Here is a 20,233-nt window from a genome sequence, read left to right on the forward strand (position 1 = left end):
TAGGCGTAGTTTAGAGGCTTACCTAGCACTCTTTTTCACCTTTTGTGCAATCTGAGTTTCGATCGAAAAACAGATTTAATTGCCCGTAGTTACTAAGGTATTGTTAAACAGAGAAAAAAGCTTTTACTGTAACTGACGACAGGGATGAGCTTACGAGTGTAGATTCACTTGCAATTGTGTATCGTAGAGTTCGAATACGATAATAATAGCGCTACATGCCCTTAATCTGCGTAGTTAAAAACTTTGAAGTGATAGACAACCGAAGTCATATCTGTGCAACTCAGTTTAACGATTTGTCTACCAGTTCAATATTTCACCTTTTTTGAGAAATCTTTAGCCACTTTTTTGTGTGAAACGTCCCAAAAGAGCAGACAATTAAAAGTGTGGCATATGACCACAATTGTCTATCCCCACTTAGCTTTGGGAGGCGTTTATGAAAAGTAACAAACTTGGCCATGTGATGTCTTTCAGCAGGATGTTTTCCTTCATCGCATTCTTGACGGCCACATTCGCATGGATTCTCAGCATGTACGCCCTATTCACTGTTTCTTTAGTGGCTCTTGTGGTCAGTGCAATTCTCTACCTAAAGGACAGGTTTTATCGAAGCAAGAAAACGACCACTGAAAAGAGCGCCTAGGCGCTCTTGAAGTTCCGTAAAAGCAAACACAAAAAAGGATGCCACTTGGGCACCCTTTTGCTTTGATCAGCTTACTGACCGCGGATTAAACGTCGTAAGTTGTAGACGCTGTGTCGCCGCCTGTACCAGTCCAGTTAGTGTGGAAGAATTCACCACGTGGACGGTCAATACGCTCATAAGTGTGAGCACCGAAGTAGTCACGTTGAGCTTGAAGCAGGTTCGCTGGTAGACGAGCTGTTGTGTAACCGTCTAGGAAAGATAGCGCAGAAATCGTACATGGCATTGGGATACCAGACTCTAGAGACTTCGCTGCTACTTTACGCCATGCTGCTAGGCTGCCTTGTAGGATGTTTTTGAAGTACTCATCAGAACCTAGGAATGCGATGTCTGGGTTCGCTTCGTACGCATCACGGATGTTGCCTAGGAACGCAGAGCGGATGATACAACCACCACGCCACATTAGGGCTACGTTACCGTAGTTTAGGTCCCAACCGTTCTCGTTCGATGCTTCGCGCATTAGCATGAAGCCTTGAGCGTAAGAGATGATCTTAGAAGCTAGTAGCGCTTGACGTAGTGCATCAACCCACTCTTGCTTGTCGCCTTCAACAGGAGTGATTGTCTTACCGAATAGAGATTCAGCTTCAACACGTTGGTCTTTCAGTGCAGATAGACAACGAGAGAATACAGACTCAGAGATAAGTGTTAGTGGAATACCTAGGTCTAGTGCGTTAATACCAGTCCATTTACCAGTACCTTTTTGGCCTGCTGTGTCTAGGATCTTCTCAACGAGAGGCTCACCGTCTTCATCTTTGTAGCCAAGGATGTCAGCCGTGATTTCAACAAGGTAGCTGTCTAGTTCAGTCTTGTTCCAATCAGCGAATACTGCTTGCATCTCGTCAGCAGACATACCAAGACCGTCTTTCATGAACTGGTAAGCTTCTGTGATAAGCTGCATGTCACCGTATTCGATACCGTTGTGTACCATCTTAACGAAGTGACCAGCACCGTCGTTACCAACCCAGTCACAACATGGCTCACCAGCGTCAGTTTTCGCAGCGATACCTTGGAAGATAGGCTTAACCGCTTCCCATGCTTCAGCAGCGCCGCCAGGCATGATAGATGGACCGAAGCGCGCACCTTCTTCACCACCAGATACACCAGTACCGATGAAGTGGATACCTTTTTCACGTAGTGCAGCAACACGACGGTTTGTATCTGGGTAGTTAGTGTTACCACCGTCAATAATGATGTCGCCTTTGTCTAGCAGAGGTACTAGCGCTTCGATGAACTTGTCTACAACGTCACCAGCGCGAACCATCAACATTACTTTACGCGGCGTTTCTAGCTTCTCTACTAGTTCTTCTAGAGAGTATGCACCGATGATGTTCGTGCCTTTTGCTGGACCTTCCAGGAACTCGTCTACTTTAGCAGCAGTACGGTTGTGAGCAACCACTTTAAAGCCGTGATCGTTCATGTTTAGGATAAGGTTTTGACCCATTACTGCTAGGCCAATTACACCGATATCACCTTTCATTGTTTCTCTCCAATTTTATTTCATCGACGAGCAGCGTCTTAAGCAATTTTTGCTGCCGCGTCTAAATCTAAATACCATTCCGTTAGGCCCGATTTCGCTTGAATCTTAGCCGCTGGGTATGGCAGTGCGTGTGCTGGTGAACTGTTAATTTCTTCAACAATGTCCGCTTTTCCTGCACCAAGCACTAAGTAACTAATGCGTTTCGCTGCTTCTAATACGCGTGCGGTTTTCGACACACGAAGTTGGCCCGATTCAGGATGCGACGCCACAAGAGATAGGTTCGCATCATCATAATTCGTTTGGCCAGGGAACAGAGAAGCTGTATGACCATCTGCACCAACGCCTAATAAGATCCAGTCAAACACAGGTGTGCCGTTTTCACTCGGGATCACCTCTGCCATCTCTTTTGCAAAGCGCTCTGCTTCTGCTTTAGGCTCATCTTCGCCACGGATGCGGTGAATGTTTTCTGCAGGAATATTTACTTGGCTAAACAACAACGTGTTCGCTTCACCGTAGTTGCTTTCTGCATCGTCAGGGGCAACACAACGTTCGTCACCCCACCAAAAGTGGAGGTTTTCCCATTGAATGGAGGTTGCGTAAGCCTCTGAAGCCAGTAGTTTAAACAGCATTTTAGGAGTGCTGCCGCCAGAAAGAGAGATGTGAACAGGTCTGCCCATTTCGCTAAACGCTTTCATATCATTAGCTAGGCTTTCAACTACCTGTTCTGCTGTTTGGTAGATCTTATGGTTGATCATAGTTCACAGTAATCCGTATCTGTTAAGTTTTTACATGGGAAACGCCAAGCGCGGCCATCACGCTGTAACAAGTCATCTGACTCTTTAGGTCCCCAAGTGCCGCATGCGTACCCGAAGAGGGATTGTGGATCTTGCTTAAAATCTAAGATTGGCTGTACGTATTGCCAGCACGCTTCCACCGCATCACTACGTGCAAATAGCGTAGCATCACCATTCAAAGCATCAAGTAGAAGACGCTCGTATGCCGTTAGCATTTGCGTTTCTTGCAGGTCAGCGTAATGGAAGTTCATTTTCACTTCCTTCGCTTCAAAGCCTGCGCCTGGCTCTTTCAAGCCAAAGCTCATTTGAATGCCTTCGTCTGGTTGAATACGAATGATCAGCTTGTTTTCTGGTGCGTTTTGACCAAACACAGGATGCGGTGTTTGTTTAAAGTGGATAACCACCTCAGTAACGCGTGTTGGAAGACGCTTACCAGTACGCACGTAAAATGGCACGCCATTCCAACGCCAGTTGTTGATGTACGCTTTCAAACCGATGTAAGTCTCTGTACGAGAATCGTCTGCAACTCCCGGTTCTTCACGGTAGCCGCGTAGGCTTTGCCCACGAACTTCAGACGCCGTGTATTGGCCTAATACTAGATCGTTGCGCAGAGCGTTTTCGTCTAATGGCTTTAGGCATTGAAGCACTTTTACCACTTCATCACGCATCGAGTCTGCATTGATTTGCGCTGGTGGTTCCATACCTACCATTGCTAATACTTGTAGCAAGTGGTTTTGGAACATGTCGCGCACAGCACCAGAGTTGTCGTAGTAACCACCACGCTCCTCTACGCCAAGGAATTCTGCGCCTGTGATTTCAACGTAATCAATGAAGTTACGGTTCCAAAGCGGCTCAAACATCGCATTAGAGAAACGAAGCACAAGTAGGTTTTGTACCGTTTCTTTACCTAAGTAATGGTCAATTCGGTAGATTTGATGCTCTTGGAAGTGCTCGTGAATTTCTTTGTCCAGAATACGCGCCGATTCAAGATCATAGCCGAATGGTTTCTCAATGATCAGGCGTTTCCAGCCATCCTCTTCACTGTTAAGACCATGTGCTGCAAGACTTGCAGGGATCACACTGTATAAACTTGGTGGGGTTGCTAAGTAAAAAAGCGTATTGCGTTGCTCGAATTGATATTCGTCCGCAAGTTGGTCTAAGCGAGAAGATAGCTTACCGTAATCTTGTGTGTCAGAAGTATTAATTGCTTGGTAGTGCAGATGGTTAATAAATGCATCAAGCGTTTCTGGCTCAGTCTTTTCCATTTCCTGAAGCGATTTTTTCAGCTTCGCGCGGTAAGACTCATCACTGTATTCAGTGCGACTTACACCCAGAATGGCAAAATTCTCTGGAAGCTGCTTGTTCGCGTAGAGGTGGTATAAAGCAGGAATGAGCTTACGGTACGTAAGGTCACCTGAAGCACCAAAAATAACGATGCTGCTGTTTTCTGGTATTACCATCATCTTTCCCTTAAAAACGAGGTACTTATTGTGTGCCCGGATACGGCTAGAGAATGAGCCAACCCTATCAATGGCACCTCAAAATAGAAAATTGGTCTTACCTATTACGTTGATAGGTAAAGTCTATGGGCCCAAAGAACCTCAAGAAGTTGCATTTCCGATTCTTGGAAACACGACGTATTGAGGTCATTTAAGTCACTTATGTCTCAAAAGTACACACTGTACTCGCTGGAGGAGAGTCCGACACGGGGCAATATTGTCTACGACTATTTGATTTACATCAACACTTGCCAGTGCAAACGTTTAAATAAGTTGCACAAAACGTCATAAGCGATTGTATTTTATTGATAAAAAAAGTTTCATCTGAACGCTCCAAAATTTAAGCAAAAACTCTAATATGGGCAATAATTACTCATCCTTGCAATCCATTACAGTTTTATCGTGATCTGTGTTACTTACTTTTTATTTCATCACCCTATTGATAATGATACTCAATTAAAGATAATGAAATCACTATTAATGTGAAAGTAGAACGCCATGAAATCAAGCGCCATTAACCCACATCCCATAAACCGAATACAATCGGTGCTTGACTACATTCACACCAACTTAGACAGCACTCTGAGCGTAGATGAAATATCGAAAGCAAGTTGTTGGTCGCGCTGGCAACTGCAACGCGTATTTCAACAACACACTGGCGTATCCGTCGCTCACTACATCAGAGAGCTTAAACTTAGCCTTGCGGCTGAGCGCTTAATCCATACTTCTGACCGCTCGTTAGATATAGCGATAGAAATGGGATTTACATCTGAACACGCATTTAGCCGTGCGTTCAGGAATATGTTTTCAAAAAGCCCCCGCGAATATCGAAAAACGCAACAACTCTCCGGGTTGAGGCAACCTTTGACGCTGCGTAAGACACCAGAAGAAGAGAAAAAACATCAGCGCTTTATTGAAGTTCGAATAGAAACAAAACCGGCTTTTGAACTTGCTGGTTATCATGAACCTATTCACGGATTGTTTTCCGCTACGCCCGATTTCCAATCCAAAGTACCGTCACTTTGGTCACGTCTTTATTCATCTGAAAACCTTAACAATTCGGAAAGTAGTTACTTTGGCGTGATTGATGTGACTCAAGCGTATTCAAACAACCAACAACTTGAGTATTGGGCAGGTTATGAGTGCAGTCCAACAGCAAACGCACCAAGATCAACGAACTCTTCCAACTCGGGGTTAGACCTCTTGGCTGTTCCTGAGCAAACCTACGCCGTCATTACACACATAGGCAAAGCATCAGAGCTCGCCTCAACGCTGGAATGGTTTATTTTACATTGGCTACCCTACTCTAATTATCATGCTATCGATGGTTATGAGTTAGAGCTTTATCCAGAAGGTTATGATGTTGATAGCGAACAAGCACAAATGCAGTATTGGATTCCTGTAGAGCCAAACGACTCGCTATCTTTAAAACCTAAGAACAGAAGAATAAGTTCCAAAGATTAGTGTTTTGCACCAAATTGTTAACTTTTCCTATTTCTTTGAATATAGAATACAAATAACAATCATTATCAATAAATAGAAAAAGTAGTGGAATTTATAAATATGGAAAGTCCGATTCGATTTCATCGTTCAGCGGTTGCTATCGTCGTATCCGCATTGCTCGCTGGCCACGCCAATGCAACTGAGAGCACATCCCAACACGAAACGATTACGGTGCTAGGAGAAACATACCGAAACACCGCAACTAAAACCGTTTTAGAACCGGAGGAAACACCGCAAGCGATCACGGTAATCACTAAAGATGACATGGACCTGCGCGGCGTAAACTCGGTGAGCGAAGCATTGCGTTATGCACCTGGCGTAAATACAGAATTGCGTGGCGGTGCCGTTTCCCGACTTGACCTATTCAATATTCGTGGTTTTATTAACTACACCAACTTTTATGATGGTCTTCCTTTGCTGTACAACGGTTGGAACCTTCAACCGCAGGTCGATTCCGTTGCTCTTGAGCAAATCGAGGTTTTTAAAGGGCCAACGTCTGTTCTTTACGGCAATATTCCACCAGGAGGTATGGTCAACATTATCGCCAAGGCGCCTCAGTCAACACCCTCGCACTCTGTCTCGATTAGTACAGGGACTAACAGCCTAAAAGAACTGACGTTCGACACCACAGGACAAGTTGGTGATTCTAATGTTGATTACCGTATCGTCGGCCTGGCAAAACAGCGAGATGGTCAAGCCGATACGTCTGAAGACGAACGTTACGTACTCGCCCCATCTTTCAATTGGCAAGCGACAGAAAGCACATTAGTGAACGTGAATGTTTACTATCAAAATGATCCATCAGCAGGTATCTACACGACTGTGCCTGCGTCTGGCTCAGTGATTAAAAACCCACTTGGCTCGATGTCACCAAGCACTTATTTAGGGGATGAGGACTGGAACACTTACGAACGCGAAGTTCTGATGATGGGTTACAAAGTCCAACACGACTTTAACAACAATTGGCAATTTCTACAGAATGCCCGCTACATGACCGCCGATGCCTATCAGGAAAACACATATAACGGTGCACTTGAAGCGGATAACCGTACCGTTGGTCGAAATGCCTATTTAACTGATGAAAAATCCAAATCCTTTGTGATTGACAACCAACTATCGGGCTACATTAAAACAGGAAATTTTGAACATAACTTATTGTTCGGGCTTGATTATCAGTATCTAGATTCAGATGTAAAATACAAAGACACGCTTGGGTATTCGCTAACTCAGGACATTTTTAATCCTGACCACAACAGCATTGATCGTAATGCACTGAATTTCCAATACAAACAAAACTTAGATATCAAAACGAAGCAGATTGGCGTTTATTTCCAAGATCAAGTTCGTTACGACCAACTTGTAATGATTGCAGGTCTTCGTTGGGATAAATACGATTCAAATACAGACGCCGTTAGCGATTATCTAGGAGCAGTATCCAACAGCAAGGAAGAGTTAGACGATACCAACGTATCTTTCCGAGTCGGTGGTTTGTATGAGCTAGACTTTGGTCTCTCGCCATATCTTACTTACTCAGAAAGTTTTGAGCCAATTGCGGGTGCCGACTCTTCTGGTAAAGCATTTGAGCCATCAACCGGTCATCAATGGGAGTTAGGCTTTAAATACGCCCCATTATCTGGTGATATCTCAGGTAACTTAGCACTCTTCCATATTACGAAGAAAAACGCGATCTTGACCGATCCGAATAATCCATATGCACCGAACTATCAAGCGGGCGAAGTGGTATCACAAGGTATTGAACTTGAGGCAAAATGGCAAGCCACAGCACAAGCTGATTTCACTCTAGGCTATACATATACCGATATGGAGATTACCGAGGACAGTTATTACAACCAAGAAGGTAAAACGCCGGTTTGGGTACCTGAGCAAACGGCCTCTCTATGGGCCAATTACTTCTTTGAACGAAATCTTTCAGGCCTTCGTACCAGTGCTGGCGTTCGCTATGTCGGAGAAGCACAAATTGATGCACAGAATAGTCAAAACGTACCGGACTACACCTTGTTTGATTTAGCAGCAAGTTACGATTTCTCAACGGTATCTGAATCAATGAAAGGGGCTAGCGTCACGCTTTCTGCAAGCAATCTATTCGATAAAGAATACTATTCTTGTTACGACAAAAATAACTGTTGGTTTGGCGCTGAGCGCTCTATCGAAGCGAAGTTAGAATACAACTTCTAACCTCTTAGAGCGGAACAGCAGTAATTTGTAAAGCGATGGTTTCTAAAACAAGCCATCGCTTTTTATTTTGCATAGAGCGTCAATGTAAACGCTACCGTGTCACTTTTTTATAGCACCTTTCTGGCCTACCTACCGACCCATAGTTTAAATCAGCCTCTAGTTCACCAGTACTAATAAGAAACTCAAGATAACGTCTAGCGGTTGTTCGACTCACTCCGATTTTTTCACCTGCCTCATCAGCGGTCAGCGCACTTCCATTTGGGAACAACTCTCTGATCTTGTCTAGGGTTACACCATCAATCCCTTTTGGTAATCGGTTCGGCAAGTTGTCTTGATTGGCGTGAGACTGCAGCATTTTATCAACGAGGTTCTGATCCAAACTCTCTACGATGTCTAGTTGTTGGCGTTGGGACACATACTTTTTCAGTGCGGCATCTAAACGTGGAAACATCACTGGTTTTAACAGGTAATCGACAACGCCACCCCTCATCGCCTGTTGTAACGTATCGACATCCCTTGCGGCTGTAATCAAAATGACATCACACGTTTGGTTACTTGCACGCAGTGTATTTAGTATCTCAAGCCCTGTGCCATCGGGAAGATAGACATCCATCAATAGTAAATCTGGCTTAAGAATGTCGAGTTGCATTTCTGCTTCCATTCTCGTGGTCGCAATTCCAACCACTTCCAAACCTGTCAGTTGGCTTAAGTATTTGTGGTGCAGCTCAGCAATAGCCAGATCATCTTCAATGATCATTACGCGAGTCGCCATACTCATAATTGTTCTTCCTTGGGTAAGTACACCGTTATTCTTGTCCCATAATTTGTATTGGGTATCATCTCAACATGGCCGTGATATCGAGTAGCAAGCTGATTGACAAGGTGTAACCCAACACCTCGATTTTGACGAGATTTCGTCGAAACGCCTTTTGTAAATAATGTTTGTGGATCCATTGTTTTTGGGAGGCCACAGCCATGATCTATCACCTCAAGTATCACTTCATTTCCGTAATCGCTAACGGACACATCAATATTTCTGCGTTCTGACGCAACATTTGATTCATCGCGAATTGAAGTTAACGTGGCATCGAAAGCGTTATCAATCAAATTACCCAAAATTGTGACTAGGTCTTCCGAATTTAGCCACTCAGGCAGGGGCTCCAGACGACTGCCTTCCTCAACCACCAGTTGTAAGCCTAACTCGCGAGCACGTTCAGTTTTTCCAAGCAACATACCTGCAATTAGCGGGTCTTTAACGGTATCTCTTAAAAACTCAATCATTGCCTGATAGTGTGCGGTTTCTTGTCCAATTAACTTTTGCACCGCATCAAGTTCACCCATTTGTACTAGCCCACTAATGGTGTTGAGCTTATTTCGATGCTCATGGGTTTGCGAACGTAACAAATCTGCATACTCCTTGGTTTGTGATAGCTGCTCGGTTAGATCATTGATTTCATCCCTTAAACGGAAACTCGATACCGCCCCCACGATTTTTCCATCAACATAAATTGGAGAGCGATTTGCAATCAGGCGCTTATGATTAAGGAATATTTCAATATCATGATCTTCCTGCCCGCTTTCTAACACTGTATATAGATCGCTATCACGCAGCGTATCAGTCAAAGGTTTATTGAGCGCTGATTCTCTATCAATACCGAGAATCTGGCAGGCACTACGATTTATCGAGCGAAGTATCCCTTGGGCATCAATGCTTAACACGCCCTCTTTGATGGTGCTCATCGTCACTTCTAATTCGCCGTACAACCGCCCTATCTCTTCAGGCTCAAAGCCTAAAATGGCGCGCTGAAACTTTCTCGACGCATAATTGGATACAATGGCATTAGCGACGACAACTACGATGACCATTAAAATCAAAAAGGCCAAAAATGGTTCGATGCGGTCTTGCAGTCGGTCGAGCAAATAGCCAACCGAAACCACACCAATGATGTTCCCTTGCTCGTCAAAAATCGCAGCTTTACCACGAACTGAATAACCTAACGAGCCCTGTGCCGTCGAAACATAAGACAATCCCCGTTCTAGCGCTCGACGATTGTCGCCACCTCTCATTGGCTTGCCCAACCGCTCATCAACAGGGTGGATTAAGCGTACTCCCTTATGGTCGCCAATAACGATGAATGCAGCACCTATGGCTTCGGTTAATTCTCGAAAGCGAAGTTGGTATGGCTGGGGGTTTTGGGTTTCGATCATTTCACGAACAACCGCTGAGTCCGCTAAAAAACGGGCAACACCCAGTGCTTTTTCTCCCATTTCTTGCTCTTGATTGATTTTGAGATAAGTGAACCCCGCGGCGACAAGCAATAACAGCTCTATCAACCCCGATAGCGTCATGATAATGAGCATCCGCTTACGAAAGCTGATGGTTTTCCAACTCATTGATACATCCTTGTGATTCACTCTTGAGCGTAACGTTAACACTCAGTTAACAGCATGACGTTGTCGCGGTGATAAATCTGTGAGGAAGGCAAACAAACCGCAGAGTTTACGGTTAATTAATCGACGAGCTGAAACATAAAATTACAACCATTCACCAAATTTAGCATTCCTCTCTGATACTCAATTCCATACATAAATTGCCCTTAAAATCATGATCGCGATCACATCGATTTTAGCGGTTTTTGAGGCGTTTTTAGACTTTACAACGTATAATTTTTAATCAACGAAACCAATGAGAGTTTCGGTTTGAAAGCAGTGAAGCTGGAAGTCTATTAAAAGCTCAACATTGACGTCAGTGGTTTGGACACAAATAAAACAAAATACAAATACTGACTATATGACAAACACTTAGACACCATCTGAAAACTGGAAAACTATAAACAGAGGTGCATTTATAGTTAGAAGGAACACCAAACATGGAACGCGATACCTTTGGAATATGCCTGAATAAGGCGATGCTGTCAGAGAATATGTATTCAACATTTACACACGTCAGGGCTTATGAAAAAAACGGAGGCGGTACTTCTGATCTCAAAGTCCTGTTATCGTTCCCTCAAATGAGTGGAAAAGATCTATTGAATACGATGCGAGGTTCTCGTCAGCTAGAGTGGAGAGCGGAGTTTCACTGTCCATATACGAAATAAATTTGTAACATCTCCCGCGCCCAGCACAAATATAACTGGGCGCATACTACTGCCCAATTTTCCCTCCTACTTAACACGCAGTTACGAATCCTTTATATTAGAGCTAATACTCTACGACAAAGCAGCCATTATGAAAAAAACAGGAAAGGTTTGGATACTGGGCTTACTTAGCAGCTCGATTTCCCTTGCCTGTCATGCGGCACCGATCACTTTTGATACCGCATGGCAGCTATTGCTAGAAAACAACTATTCTCTCAAAGCTCAACGCTCAAACGTCGAGAACTACCAATACCAAGAGAGTGCCACCAGCAATCTCAACTTACCTCAGGTTACTATTGGCGCGAATTACACGCGTTTAGATACCGATATCACGCTTTCGGGAAAACAGATCCTAGACAGCACAGGAGCACACATTAACGTACCTCCTGCTTTTCAGCCTATTTTTGGTGCCTTAGCTAATACCACTTCGACCATAACCGAGCGCGATATTTTCTCTTCGTCTATTCGTGCGATTTGGCCAATTTTTACTGGTGGTCGAATTTCTGCGGCTCAATCAGCAGCAGAAGGCAAAACGGATGAGGCGAAAAGTCAGCTTCTAATGGAACAACAAGCGCGTTTTGAAGATTTATCGAAGTACTACTTTTCTGTCGTACTGGCAAAGGAAGTACTCGCAACGCGGCAAGCGGTTGAAGCAGGGCTAAAAAAGCATCGAGATTTTGCCATTAAGCTTGAAGAGCAAGGACAAATCGCGCACGTTGAGCGCCTGCAAGCCGAGGCTTCTTTAGATAAAGCATCTGTAGAAACACGTAAAGCAGCCAGCGATTTGAGTATCGCTCAGGCTGCATTAGGTAAATTACTCGCACAAGATGATGCCGTAGAGCCCGCTGAATCTTTGTTTATCAACGACAGTCTTCCCCCTCTTACTGCTTTTGTCGATCAAACGTTGCTTACCTATCCGGGGTTAGAACTTCTGAGCGCTAAACACAAACAAGCCTCTAGCTTAATCAAAGCAGAAAAAGGGAAATACTACCCTGAAGTTTATCTTTACGGCGACTACAGCTTGTATGAAGACGATTCTCTCGCAAGCCAAATGAAGCCTGACTGGTTAGTTGGTGTTGGTGTCAGCATTCCACTGATTGAATCATCAGGGCGAAGCGAAAAAGTCAAAGCCGCTCAAAGCGTCGTCTCGCAGGTCGACTCATTAAAGTCCCAAGCCAAACAAGACTTATCGCTGTTAGTCCAAAAGACATACTTGGAGGCTCAGCAAGCCATTGATGAAGTACAAGGGCTCGCATCTAGCATTGAACTCGCTAACGAAAATCTGCGCTTGCGTGAAAAAGCATTTACTCAGGGTCTGTCGTCTTCTCTGGATGTTGTGGATGCACAACTTTATGTCGCGAGTATAGAAACACAACGTTCAGCGGCGCGTTTCCGCTATTTAATATCTTTAACCAAGCTACTCGCATTGAGCAGTGAAATGAACAGCTTCGAACAATATCAAAATACCGCTTATATCCCTGCTTCAACATCCAAAGAGGTGAAATAAATCATGGCAGCTAAATCACTAAAACCCGTTTTACTCTCACTTTGTGCTTTGGGTGTTGCCTCTTGGGTTGGGTATCAATTTTACCAAGCCTATCAACCAGAACCGATCCGCTTACAGGGATTAATTGAAGCCCAGCAATACAGCATTTCCTCAAAAGTCCCAGGGCGTATTGATGAGGTCATGGTACGTAAAGGCGACGATGTAGAGAAAGGTCAGCTTATTTTTACCCTTCATAGTCCTGAAATTGAAGCGAAGTTAGAACAAGCAAAAGCAGGTGAAAAAGCGGCGGACGCCTTAGCTCAAGAAGCTGAGAAAGGCGCACGTGAGCAACAAATCCAAGCAGCAAAAGATCAGTGGATGAAAGCCAAAGCCGCTGCGAATTTAATGGAAAAAACCTACAATCGTGTGAATAACCTTTATAACGATGGCGTGGTTGCAGAACAAAAACGCGATGAAGCTTTAACTCAGTGGCAAGCAGCGAAATACACAGAAAGTGCTGCGTTTCAAATGTACGAAATGGCAAAAGAAGGCGCTAGAAGTGAAACCAAAGTGGCTGCGGCGGAAAAAGCGCGCATGGCATCAGGTGCCGTAGCCGAAGTAGAAGCGTACGCGAAAGATACTCAGATCTACAGCTGGTTTGACGGCGAAGTCTCTCAAGTTCTACTTCAAAGTGGTGAATTAGCACCTCAGGGCTTCCCGGTTGTTACTGTGATAGATACAGAAGATGCCTGGGCGACACTTAATGTGCGTGAAGATTACCTTCAACACTTTAAAAAAGGAGCAACCTTTGATGCCTATTTGCCTGCCTTAAATAAAAATGTTGAGTTCAAAGTAACGCATGTTGCCGTTATGGGTAACTTTGCAACGTGGAGAGCAACCGATGCTTCTCAAGGTTTTGATCTTCGTACCTTTGAAGTAGAAGCTCGTCCAGCTCAACCCGAACCTGAACTGCGTATGGGAATGAGTGTTGTCGTTGAACTTTAATCACAACCACTAGGTTAATGCTATGACGATTAAGATTTCACAGCGGCATATCTTACGACGAGACAAGTGGTTGCTTTCGTGCCTTACTTGGATACCGATTTTGCTCGCGATGATGATTTGGGGAGTGTTCTCTGCGGGCATTGCCCGGGATCTGCCAATCGGTGTGGTTGATCTACAACATTCCCAACTTTCTCGAAAGCTCATTCAATCTTTGGATGCGTCGTCGAGTCTGGCTGTTAACTATCACTACACCAGTGCAAGCGAAGCAAAAAATGCGATGATTGAAGGCGATATCTACGCTTACGCGGTCATCCCATCTAAGTTCGACCAAGACATTCTCCAGCACCGCCAACCTCAACTTTCTGTCTTTTACAACAGTCAGTACATTTTGGTAGCGAAACTGATCAACTCTGCTGTTGCGCAAGCACAAGGCTATTTCGACGCTCAGGTTGAAGTAATGGGCAACTTGGCTAAGGGTAACACCACAACGTTAGCAGCGGCTGGACAGGCTGTACCCGTGTCAACACAAATAACCGCATTATTTAACCGTAACAATAACTACGCACAATTTTTGGTAACGGCTATCGTGCCAGCCATTTGGCAAATATGTATTGTAGTAAGCACTATTTTGATTCTTGCCGCGCACTTTCGCATTTATGGTGGAAAGAATGGCTTTGCATTTTTGGGCGAAAAGCCATACGCCAGGCTCACTACCCTATTAAGTCAGTACATTCCGGTCTTTATGGCGCAAGGTGCGTTGTTCTTGTACTGGTTTTATTCCGTGCTTGATTGGCCAATGGAAGGCAGTTTTGTGGTTATGCTATTAGCACAATTGGCGACGGTTATCGCCTGTATCATTATGGGAGCGTTGTTCTTCTTCTTGTCGATGGATCCTGCACGTGCGATGAGTTTTGCTGGCGCATTTACGGCTCCAAGCTTCGCGTTCATGGGAATTACATTCCCAGTTTCTGACATGAACACGCTCGCTTATGCATGGCGTTCATTATTGCCGATTACCCATTACATTGAAGTACAAGTCAGTCAAGCAAGCTATGGAGCATCGGCCGCACAATCTTTAAGCTCGCTATGGCCTATGATTGGTTACGTTGTGCCCCTGCTCATTACCGCAGCCTTGATGGGTAAACATCGAACAGCTTCATCAACACGCCAAGCGAAGGAGGCGGTATGACATTGTGGCAACTGATTAAAGCGGAACTTAAGGCCGTTCTAACCAATCCAGTCGTTACGTTGACCGTGTTTGGTGGTGTCGTATTTTACTCGTTTTTATACCCTTTGCCTTATGCACAACAAACGCCTCGTGAACAACCAATCGCGATTGTTAATCTAGATGGTAGTCAGACGAGTTTAAAGCTAGAACGTATGGTTGATGCCACTCCGCAAGTCAACGTAGTCACTCGACTTCATACGATTGCCGATGCAAAGCAAGCATTTTTACAACGAGAGATCACCGGTTTTTTAGTCATACCAGAACACTTTTACAAAGACCTAATGCTAGGTAAAAGCCCGACTCTAGCCTACGCTGCGGACGCCTCGTATTTTCTCGTGTACGGAACCGTGGTAGAAGGATTGGCCCAAGCTGGAGGCACATTAGGGGCCCAAGTGAAAGTCAGTAAAATGGTGATAGATGGTGTGCCCATGAGTATGGCTAGCCATAATTACTCTGCTATCAAGCTTAATATGAAGCCGACGTTCAACCCAACCATGGGTTACATCGAATACGTAGTGCCGGCAGTATTTGTTCTGATTTTACAACAAACGTTGATCATGGCGGTTGGATTACAAACGGGAACACAGCGTCATGGTCGTGGCTATTGGTCACAAGTATCCACGGGATCGCTGCTGCTTGTGAGAACGTTAGTATTTGTGGCAATTTATTATTTACTCGGCGCCTATTATTTTGGTTTTAGCTTCGAACGCTTAAACGTAAACCATATCGCCAATGCGGGCGAATTGCTGGCTATGTTGTTCCCGTTCCTTTTAGGTTGTTGCGGACTAGGCTTCTGGCTAGGTTACTTATTACCTCGGCGTGAACTTGTCACCTTAGTCGTCCTAGTGAGCTCTATGCCGCTCATTTTCTTGGCTGGTTTTATTTGGCCGATTGAAGCCATACCTACTCCCTTATTATGGATTGCTGATTTAAGCCCAAGCACTTGGGCGATAAAAGCTTTCTTAGCGCTAAACCAAATGGGGGCAACCTGGCAACAAGTCGCTCCACATTGGACGGCGCTTTGGGCACTCACCGTGCTTTGGGGTAGCGTTGCGTACTGGATTGCTAAGCGAAGTAACAAGCCAGTTGTAACAGAGAGCTTGGGGTGACAGCTGACATTTTCTATTACTATAAAAAAAGCCGGGTAACTAAACCCGGCTGAAAATCTGCGTCCTTGCAGCGGACATATGGTAAAAACACTTTTTGCTCTGGGCTTACCCATTGAGCGAGGTTAGATTAAGCCAAAAAGTATGGACTCCATACTCTCATATAGAGGGTTATATCCTTCCAATAGACATTAGCTCTTCGCTAGAACGATAACGTTTTTCAGACACAAAAAAAACAAGACTCACATTGAGTCTTGTTGTTGATAGGGATGAGCAGGATACATGTCGCCGCTAAGTCATATCACGGATTATTTTCTCTCGGTATTCTGTAACGACCTTCATGATTGAATTTTTTACATCACCGACTTGCTTAGAGGGTTGGCACCATAGGCCAAAACCAAACTTAAAACCTTCCAATAATTCAGAAGCTTCCACTGGCTCTATATGATTATTAGAAAACTCCGAATGGGCAAACGTTCTGGGGAGAATCGCCCATCCTAAACCTGCTTCAACCATTTTCACGACTAGGGCCAATTGGTCGACCTCTTCATGGTTCGAACTTACGATGACTTTTTCGCCCATTCCCTCTTCAATAAGAGAACGCAGTACAAATTGTTTACTATTCCTCAAGGCTGTCAATACTCGATCTGGTGCCATAGAAGCGAGTTCACCACCTTTCTGGACGAAAGGAACAAATTCAAAATGACCTAAAAACGTCGCATCCAAACTATGTATTGCTCGACTATCATGTACATTGACAATACCGAATTGATACTCACCATTCTGTAAACCCTCTTTAATTTCGTTGCGATTACGAACAAGAAAGTTAACTCGCATCATCGGAAAATCTGCTGCTAATTGAATACGAAGCAATACAAGAAAACGGTGTGGTATAGCGCTTGAATAGGCGATACTAACATTCTCTAACCCACCGTAAGCCAGACTTAATGCGACTTTATCGAAAGTACGTGCTTGTTCGATGGTTTGCTTAGCATAGTGGTAAAGAAGATGACCATCTTCTGTCGGTTCTACCGAGCGCCCCACTCGCTCAAACAGGTTGACCGCCAGTTGGTCTTCAAGATTGGTAATCACCTGCCCTATTGTGGTTCGGTGCTTATTGAGTTTGACCGCCGCCTTACTAAACGAAAGCTGTTCATAAACGGTTACGAACGCGAGAAGTTGTTCAAAACTAAAATTCATAGGTTGTGCTTACTTTTTAGAGTTATCTAATTAAATTACCACAAGATCGTAGAATTGCTACTTGGTAACGGAAACAATCTGCGTTTGAATTCCTTCTCGACGACACAAAAAAACCTACTAGCTTCAGTAGGTTTTCTCTAACTTAGTTGTACTCAACGACACGAGCTAAATAGTTGAATTCTCCTGAGTCACCATGGTAATCGCGGTAGACATCGACGCTGAAATATTTAGGTTGATCAGCGTAAATGTGGTCAACGACTTTTTGCTCAAGTGACTCCAACGTTTCACCGACCTGAGAGTACACGAACTGCTTGTTCACTTTTTCCAATTTACGTTTTTTCGCTTCTTTGTGTGACACATAGTTGTTGATCTCTTCCCACTTTCCCACGAACTCGACCGCCACGTAACTCGAGTTCTCGTCAATCATGATAAAGGCTGCACCTTCTTCTTTGATTGCAGACAGTTGCTGCATATCACTATCCACTTTTTGCTGGTCAAGATGGGCTCCACTTTGGGCGAATGCAGTCGCGGAAGCGGTAAGCATCATGAGTGTAAGAACGGCTTTTTTCATTGTATCGTTTTCCTGTATTAAGGGAGTTCAGTTACCCAAAGTTGCCCTTGGGTGGCTTTTTTGAATCCATATTCGTAAATCGTCAGCAAGTAGCGGTGATCGAACATATCTTTCGTTACTTTGGCGTATCTGAAATCTTGGTCAATGTAGGTAAACTGCATCTCGATATCGTTGATTTCACTGATGTATTTCATTCGATAGAGATCACCACGAGTTTGCGCTAGCGTAAGGCTTGAGACACTTTTCGATACCAAGTCCAAACCTTTGTCTTTTAGTGGACGATACGGTGCTTTTAACGCACCATTGCGAATCACATCCAGCTGAGGCGCTTTTTCTAACCCCAAAGCATCTGAGATTTGTTGATAGTTGAAGTTAGACGGATTAAAGAACACCTGCGCTGCGAGACCGCCATCTACGTGTAACTCCTCAAGTGTTTCTCTATCATGTTCAACATCGATAAATTGTGGAGGGAAAACACCAGGGATCGATGCGCTCGCAGCAAGCACCTTGTAAATAAGTTCAGATTTGTCCGCTAAATCACTGTTCGCAATCGCACCAATATTCCAAATCACCAGTTCGCCTGAATCAAAATGGGTACTGCCAATAAAGAGGCGTTTACCATTGCGGTGTTGCTGCGCCATCGCCTCGATCATGGGCTCAGGGTAAGCGTCTGCGATGAAATCATAGAGGTTCTCACCATCGGTAAACGCGTCCTTAAACAGGGTATTTAAGAAGTTCTTCTTACCCAAAATATTCTTATCATTGATGTTGAGCATGACTTCTTTCATCTTTGGCATCGCATCACCGCCAATGAAAACAAAAGGAGCGATTAGGGCACCAGCACTGACTCCAGTAATGATGGCATAATCTTTTAGCTCCCCCTTTTCCTGTAGCCCCATCAAAACGCCGGCCCCGTATGCGCCGTTTACGCCACCACCCGATAAGGCCAAAATATTGAGCTGTTCACCCTCTACTTTGATCGGTGTGGTTTGATTGTGCGCTGAGTAGAGAAAATCCGGCGCTTCATTGGCCCACATTCGAAGTGGCTCATTTGGTGTCGAACTCGCGATCTCGACATCTTTATAGTTGCTTTGAGAAACACGAACATCCAGCGTATGGGGTGAACTACAAGCTACTATCAGCAGCGAAAGTGCAACCGTCACACCAGAGGAAATTAAACGATTCATAATCAGTCTCATTTAATGTTCTCTGGCGTATGACCAGAGACTCAGTTTGAAGTTAATTGGGTCAAAATGAAGTCCGTTTCGTTGTGTGGAGTTACTATAGCTAGGCACGGTTAAACCCCATAATCGCGATTGTAGGATGCTATCCATCAAAGCAATTATGCCAAGTTTCTATATGCTAACTTTACGCTTCTCCGTTAATTAGGTACTGCGCTAAGCAATTTTCACGACGTTGAACTCATGCGTCGGTTCGACAAATTCGTATTGGGCATTGATCGTCTGTAGCTCCCATGTGCCATAGCCTTTGGTGATCTCCAATACACCGTAAACGGCGTTATGTGTATGACGAAAGGCTGCGACAGGAGACATCTTCTTCACCAAACAAGAAGTAAAAATCGCAGAAATCAAATCACCGACACCGACGGGTTGCTGGTCAAAATCAATACTTGGACGCTGAGCTAAATAACACGCTTTCGGTGTCGCTAAGATCATACTGAAGGCGTCATCTGTTAGTGCATGCAGGTGTTTCACCAATACCATTTTCGGTCCCAGCTCTAGGGTTTTTTTACATGCAGTGACCGCATCATAAAGAGAGTTAATTTTCACACCTGTTAACTCGCTCAGTTCAAACTGGTTAGGAACAATCACATCAGCGATTGGCAACAAGCTATGGCTTATCGCTTCTTTGACACCGTCTGCCACAATGCAACCTTTGTCTGGATCACCCATAACTGGGTCACACACATAAAGTGCACTATGGTTACGCGATTTGACTAAACTTACCGCTTCGGCCACCGCTCGACATTGCTCTGCGCTTCCTTGATAACCGGACAGTATCGCGCCACATTCGCCTAACTTCTCAATGTTATCTAAGCCTCTCATTAGAGAATGAATTTCATCTGCCCCAAACTTCTGTCCAGTCCAACCTTGCTGGTACTGAGTGTGATTTGAAAACTGAACCGTGTGAATTGGCCAGACTTCGAGGCCCATTCTCTGCATCGGGAAGACGGCAGAACTGTTTCCTGCGTGGCCATAAACCACATGAGATTGAATAGAAATAATGCTTTTCATAAGTCACTCTTAATTGAGAAGTTTGTTAGCTTGGCGACTAAATAAACACAATGCCGCGCACTGTGCTTATTTGGTCGGAATA

The 20,233-nt window shown here is 44.4% G+C and carries 17 protein-coding genes; 8 read left to right on the forward strand and 9 right to left on the reverse strand.

Annotated elements, in window-relative coordinates:
* Window positions 1-433 precede the first annotated feature (433 nt).
* On the forward strand, window positions 434-637 hold the full coding sequence (locus tag R7Z78_RS17295) for a hypothetical protein (protein ID WP_104975364.1): 204 nt from the start codon (window positions 434-436) through the stop codon (window positions 635-637).
* A gap of 85 nt (window positions 638-722) precedes the next feature.
* On the opposite strand, the gene gnd is transcribed toward R7Z78_RS17295, so the two are convergent.
* From gnd to zwf, 3 genes are read right to left on the reverse strand one after another with little or no spacing between them, the layout of a single operon-like run.
* A complete protein-coding gene (gnd, locus tag R7Z78_RS17300; RefSeq protein WP_005377160.1) occupies window positions 723-2,171 on the reverse strand; it encodes a decarboxylating NADP(+)-dependent phosphogluconate dehydrogenase in 1,449 nt (482 codons plus the stop codon).
* Between the two features lie 38 nt (window positions 2,172-2,209).
* Window positions 2,210-2,926, reverse strand: a complete 717-nt coding sequence (gene pgl / locus R7Z78_RS17305) for a 6-phosphogluconolactonase (protein ID WP_017634562.1) — start codon at window positions 2,924-2,926, stop codon at window positions 2,210-2,212.
* Window positions 2,923-4,425: a glucose-6-phosphate dehydrogenase gene (gene zwf, locus R7Z78_RS17310; RefSeq protein WP_017634563.1), complete on the reverse strand. Its 1,503-nt coding sequence runs from the start codon at window positions 4,423-4,425 to the stop codon at window positions 2,923-2,925. The genes pgl and zwf overlap by 4 nt, the downstream gene beginning before the upstream one ends.
* A gap of 537 nt (window positions 4,426-4,962) precedes the next feature.
* Here zwf and R7Z78_RS17315 point away from each other — a divergent pair.
* Together R7Z78_RS17315 and R7Z78_RS17320 are read left to right on the forward strand one after the other, a co-directional pair.
* A complete protein-coding gene (locus tag R7Z78_RS17315) occupies window positions 4,963-5,928 on the forward strand; it encodes a helix-turn-helix domain-containing protein (protein WP_005387160.1) in 966 nt (321 codons plus the stop codon).
* Window positions 5,929-6,027: 99 nt separating this feature from the next.
* Window positions 6,028-8,163, forward strand: a complete 2,136-nt coding sequence (locus R7Z78_RS17320) for a TonB-dependent siderophore receptor (RefSeq protein WP_104975366.1) — start codon at window positions 6,028-6,030, stop codon at window positions 8,161-8,163.
* A 91-nt stretch (window positions 8,164-8,254) separates the two neighbouring features.
* Here R7Z78_RS17320 and R7Z78_RS17325 read toward each other — a convergent pair whose 3' ends face one another.
* Complete coding sequence (locus tag R7Z78_RS17325) at window positions 8,255-8,941, reverse strand: response regulator (RefSeq protein ID WP_017821355.1); 687 nt, start codon at window positions 8,939-8,941, stop codon at window positions 8,255-8,257.
* Entirely contained in the window at window positions 8,938-10,557 is a 1,620-nt protein-coding gene (locus tag R7Z78_RS17330) for a sensor histidine kinase (protein WP_104975367.1), read from the reverse strand. The genes R7Z78_RS17325 and R7Z78_RS17330 overlap by 4 nt, the downstream gene beginning before the upstream one ends.
* Window positions 10,558-11,033: 476 nt before the next feature.
* On the opposite strand from R7Z78_RS17330, the gene R7Z78_RS17335 reads away from it, so the two are divergent.
* The 5 genes from R7Z78_RS17335 to R7Z78_RS17355 all read left to right on the forward strand — a co-directional run bounded on the left by R7Z78_RS17335 (window position 11,034) and on the right by R7Z78_RS17355 (window position 16,128).
* Window positions 11,034-11,261 (forward strand): hypothetical protein, encoded by a 228-nt coding sequence (locus tag R7Z78_RS17335; protein ID WP_005377125.1) that lies wholly within the window; start codon window positions 11,034-11,036, stop codon window positions 11,259-11,261.
* A 130-nt stretch (window positions 11,262-11,391) separates the two neighbouring features.
* Window positions 11,392-12,807 (forward strand): TolC family protein, encoded by a 1,416-nt coding sequence (locus R7Z78_RS17340; RefSeq protein ID WP_104975368.1) that lies wholly within the window; start codon window positions 11,392-11,394, stop codon window positions 12,805-12,807.
* A 3-nt stretch (window positions 12,808-12,810) separates the two neighbouring features.
* Window positions 12,811-13,791, forward strand: a complete 981-nt coding sequence (locus R7Z78_RS17345; RefSeq protein ID WP_054575051.1) for an HlyD family secretion protein — start codon at window positions 12,811-12,813, stop codon at window positions 13,789-13,791.
* A 22-nt stretch (window positions 13,792-13,813) separates the two neighbouring features.
* Complete coding sequence (locus R7Z78_RS17350; protein ID WP_104975369.1) at window positions 13,814-14,980, forward strand: ABC transporter permease; 1,167 nt, start codon at window positions 13,814-13,816, stop codon at window positions 14,978-14,980.
* Window positions 14,977-16,128, forward strand: a complete 1,152-nt coding sequence (locus tag R7Z78_RS17355; RefSeq protein ID WP_104975370.1) for an ABC transporter permease — start codon at window positions 14,977-14,979, stop codon at window positions 16,126-16,128. Before R7Z78_RS17350 ends, R7Z78_RS17355 begins: the two co-directional genes overlap by 4 nt.
* 288 nt (window positions 16,129-16,416) lie before the next feature.
* On the opposite strand, the gene R7Z78_RS17360 is transcribed toward R7Z78_RS17355, so the two are convergent.
* The 4 genes from R7Z78_RS17360 to pdxY form a co-directional block, all read right to left on the reverse strand.
* On the reverse strand, window positions 16,417-17,325 hold the full coding sequence (locus tag R7Z78_RS17360; protein WP_005377119.1) for a LysR family transcriptional regulator: 909 nt from the start codon (window positions 17,323-17,325) through the stop codon (window positions 16,417-16,419).
* A gap of 142 nt (window positions 17,326-17,467) precedes the next feature.
* Window positions 17,468-17,896, reverse strand: a complete 429-nt coding sequence (locus R7Z78_RS17365; protein WP_017634570.1) for a hypothetical protein — start codon at window positions 17,894-17,896, stop codon at window positions 17,468-17,470.
* 17 nt (window positions 17,897-17,913) lie between these two features.
* Window positions 17,914-19,083, reverse strand: a complete 1,170-nt coding sequence (locus R7Z78_RS17370; protein ID WP_104975371.1) for a patatin-like phospholipase family protein — start codon at window positions 19,081-19,083, stop codon at window positions 17,914-17,916.
* Between the two features lie 210 nt (window positions 19,084-19,293).
* The gene (gene pdxY, locus R7Z78_RS17375; protein ID WP_054579568.1) at window positions 19,294-20,151 is read right to left on the reverse strand and encodes a pyridoxal kinase PdxY; all 858 of its coding nucleotides are present in this window, start codon (window positions 20,149-20,151) and stop codon (window positions 19,294-19,296) included.
* Between the last annotated feature and the right edge of the window lie 82 nt (window positions 20,152-20,233).

The organism is Vibrio sp. 1167 (genome assembly GCF_033340375.1).
Taxonomy (GTDB): Bacteria; Pseudomonadota; Gammaproteobacteria; order Enterobacterales; family Vibrionaceae; genus Vibrio; species Vibrio alginolyticus.

Bases quoted from the DNA above. Each gene is read 5' to 3' on its own strand.
- R7Z78_RS17295 (WP_104975364.1), top strand. From the start codon at position 434: ATGAAAAGTAACAAACTTGGCCATGTGATGTCTTTCAGCAGGATGTTT.
- gnd (WP_005377160.1), bottom strand. From the start codon at position 2,171: ATGAAAGGTGATATCGGTGTAATTGGCCTAGCAGTAATGGGTCAAAAC.
- pgl (WP_017634562.1), bottom strand. From the start codon at position 2,926: ATGATCAACCATAAGATCTACCAAACAGCAGAACAGGTAGTTGAAAGC.
- zwf (WP_017634563.1), bottom strand. From the start codon at position 4,425: ATGGTAATACCAGAAAACAGCAGCATCGTTATTTTTGGTGCTTCAGGT.
- R7Z78_RS17315 (WP_005387160.1), top strand. From the start codon at position 4,963: ATGAAATCAAGCGCCATTAACCCACATCCCATAAACCGAATACAATCG.
- R7Z78_RS17320 (WP_104975366.1), top strand. From the start codon at position 6,028: ATGGAAAGTCCGATTCGATTTCATCGTTCAGCGGTTGCTATCGTCGTA.
- R7Z78_RS17325 (WP_017821355.1), bottom strand. From the start codon at position 8,941: ATGAGTATGGCGACTCGCGTAATGATCATTGAAGATGATCTGGCTATT.
- R7Z78_RS17330 (WP_104975367.1), bottom strand. From the start codon at position 10,557: ATGAGTTGGAAAACCATCAGCTTTCGTAAGCGGATGCTCATTATCATG.
- R7Z78_RS17335 (WP_005377125.1), top strand. From the start codon at position 11,034: ATGGAACGCGATACCTTTGGAATATGCCTGAATAAGGCGATGCTGTCA.
- R7Z78_RS17340 (WP_104975368.1), top strand. From the start codon at position 11,392: ATGAAAAAAACAGGAAAGGTTTGGATACTGGGCTTACTTAGCAGCTCG.
- R7Z78_RS17345 (WP_054575051.1), top strand. From the start codon at position 12,811: ATGGCAGCTAAATCACTAAAACCCGTTTTACTCTCACTTTGTGCTTTG.
- R7Z78_RS17350 (WP_104975369.1), top strand. From the start codon at position 13,814: ATGACGATTAAGATTTCACAGCGGCATATCTTACGACGAGACAAGTGG.
- R7Z78_RS17355 (WP_104975370.1), top strand. From the start codon at position 14,977: ATGACATTGTGGCAACTGATTAAAGCGGAACTTAAGGCCGTTCTAACC.
- R7Z78_RS17360 (WP_005377119.1), bottom strand. From the start codon at position 17,325: ATGAATTTTAGTTTTGAACAACTTCTCGCGTTCGTAACCGTTTATGAA.
- R7Z78_RS17365 (WP_017634570.1), bottom strand. From the start codon at position 17,896: ATGAAAAAAGCCGTTCTTACACTCATGATGCTTACCGCTTCCGCGACT.
- R7Z78_RS17370 (WP_104975371.1), bottom strand. From the start codon at position 19,083: ATGAATCGTTTAATTTCCTCTGGTGTGACGGTTGCACTTTCGCTGCTG.
- pdxY (WP_054579568.1), bottom strand. From the start codon at position 20,151: ATGAAAAGCATTATTTCTATTCAATCTCATGTGGTTTATGGCCACGCA.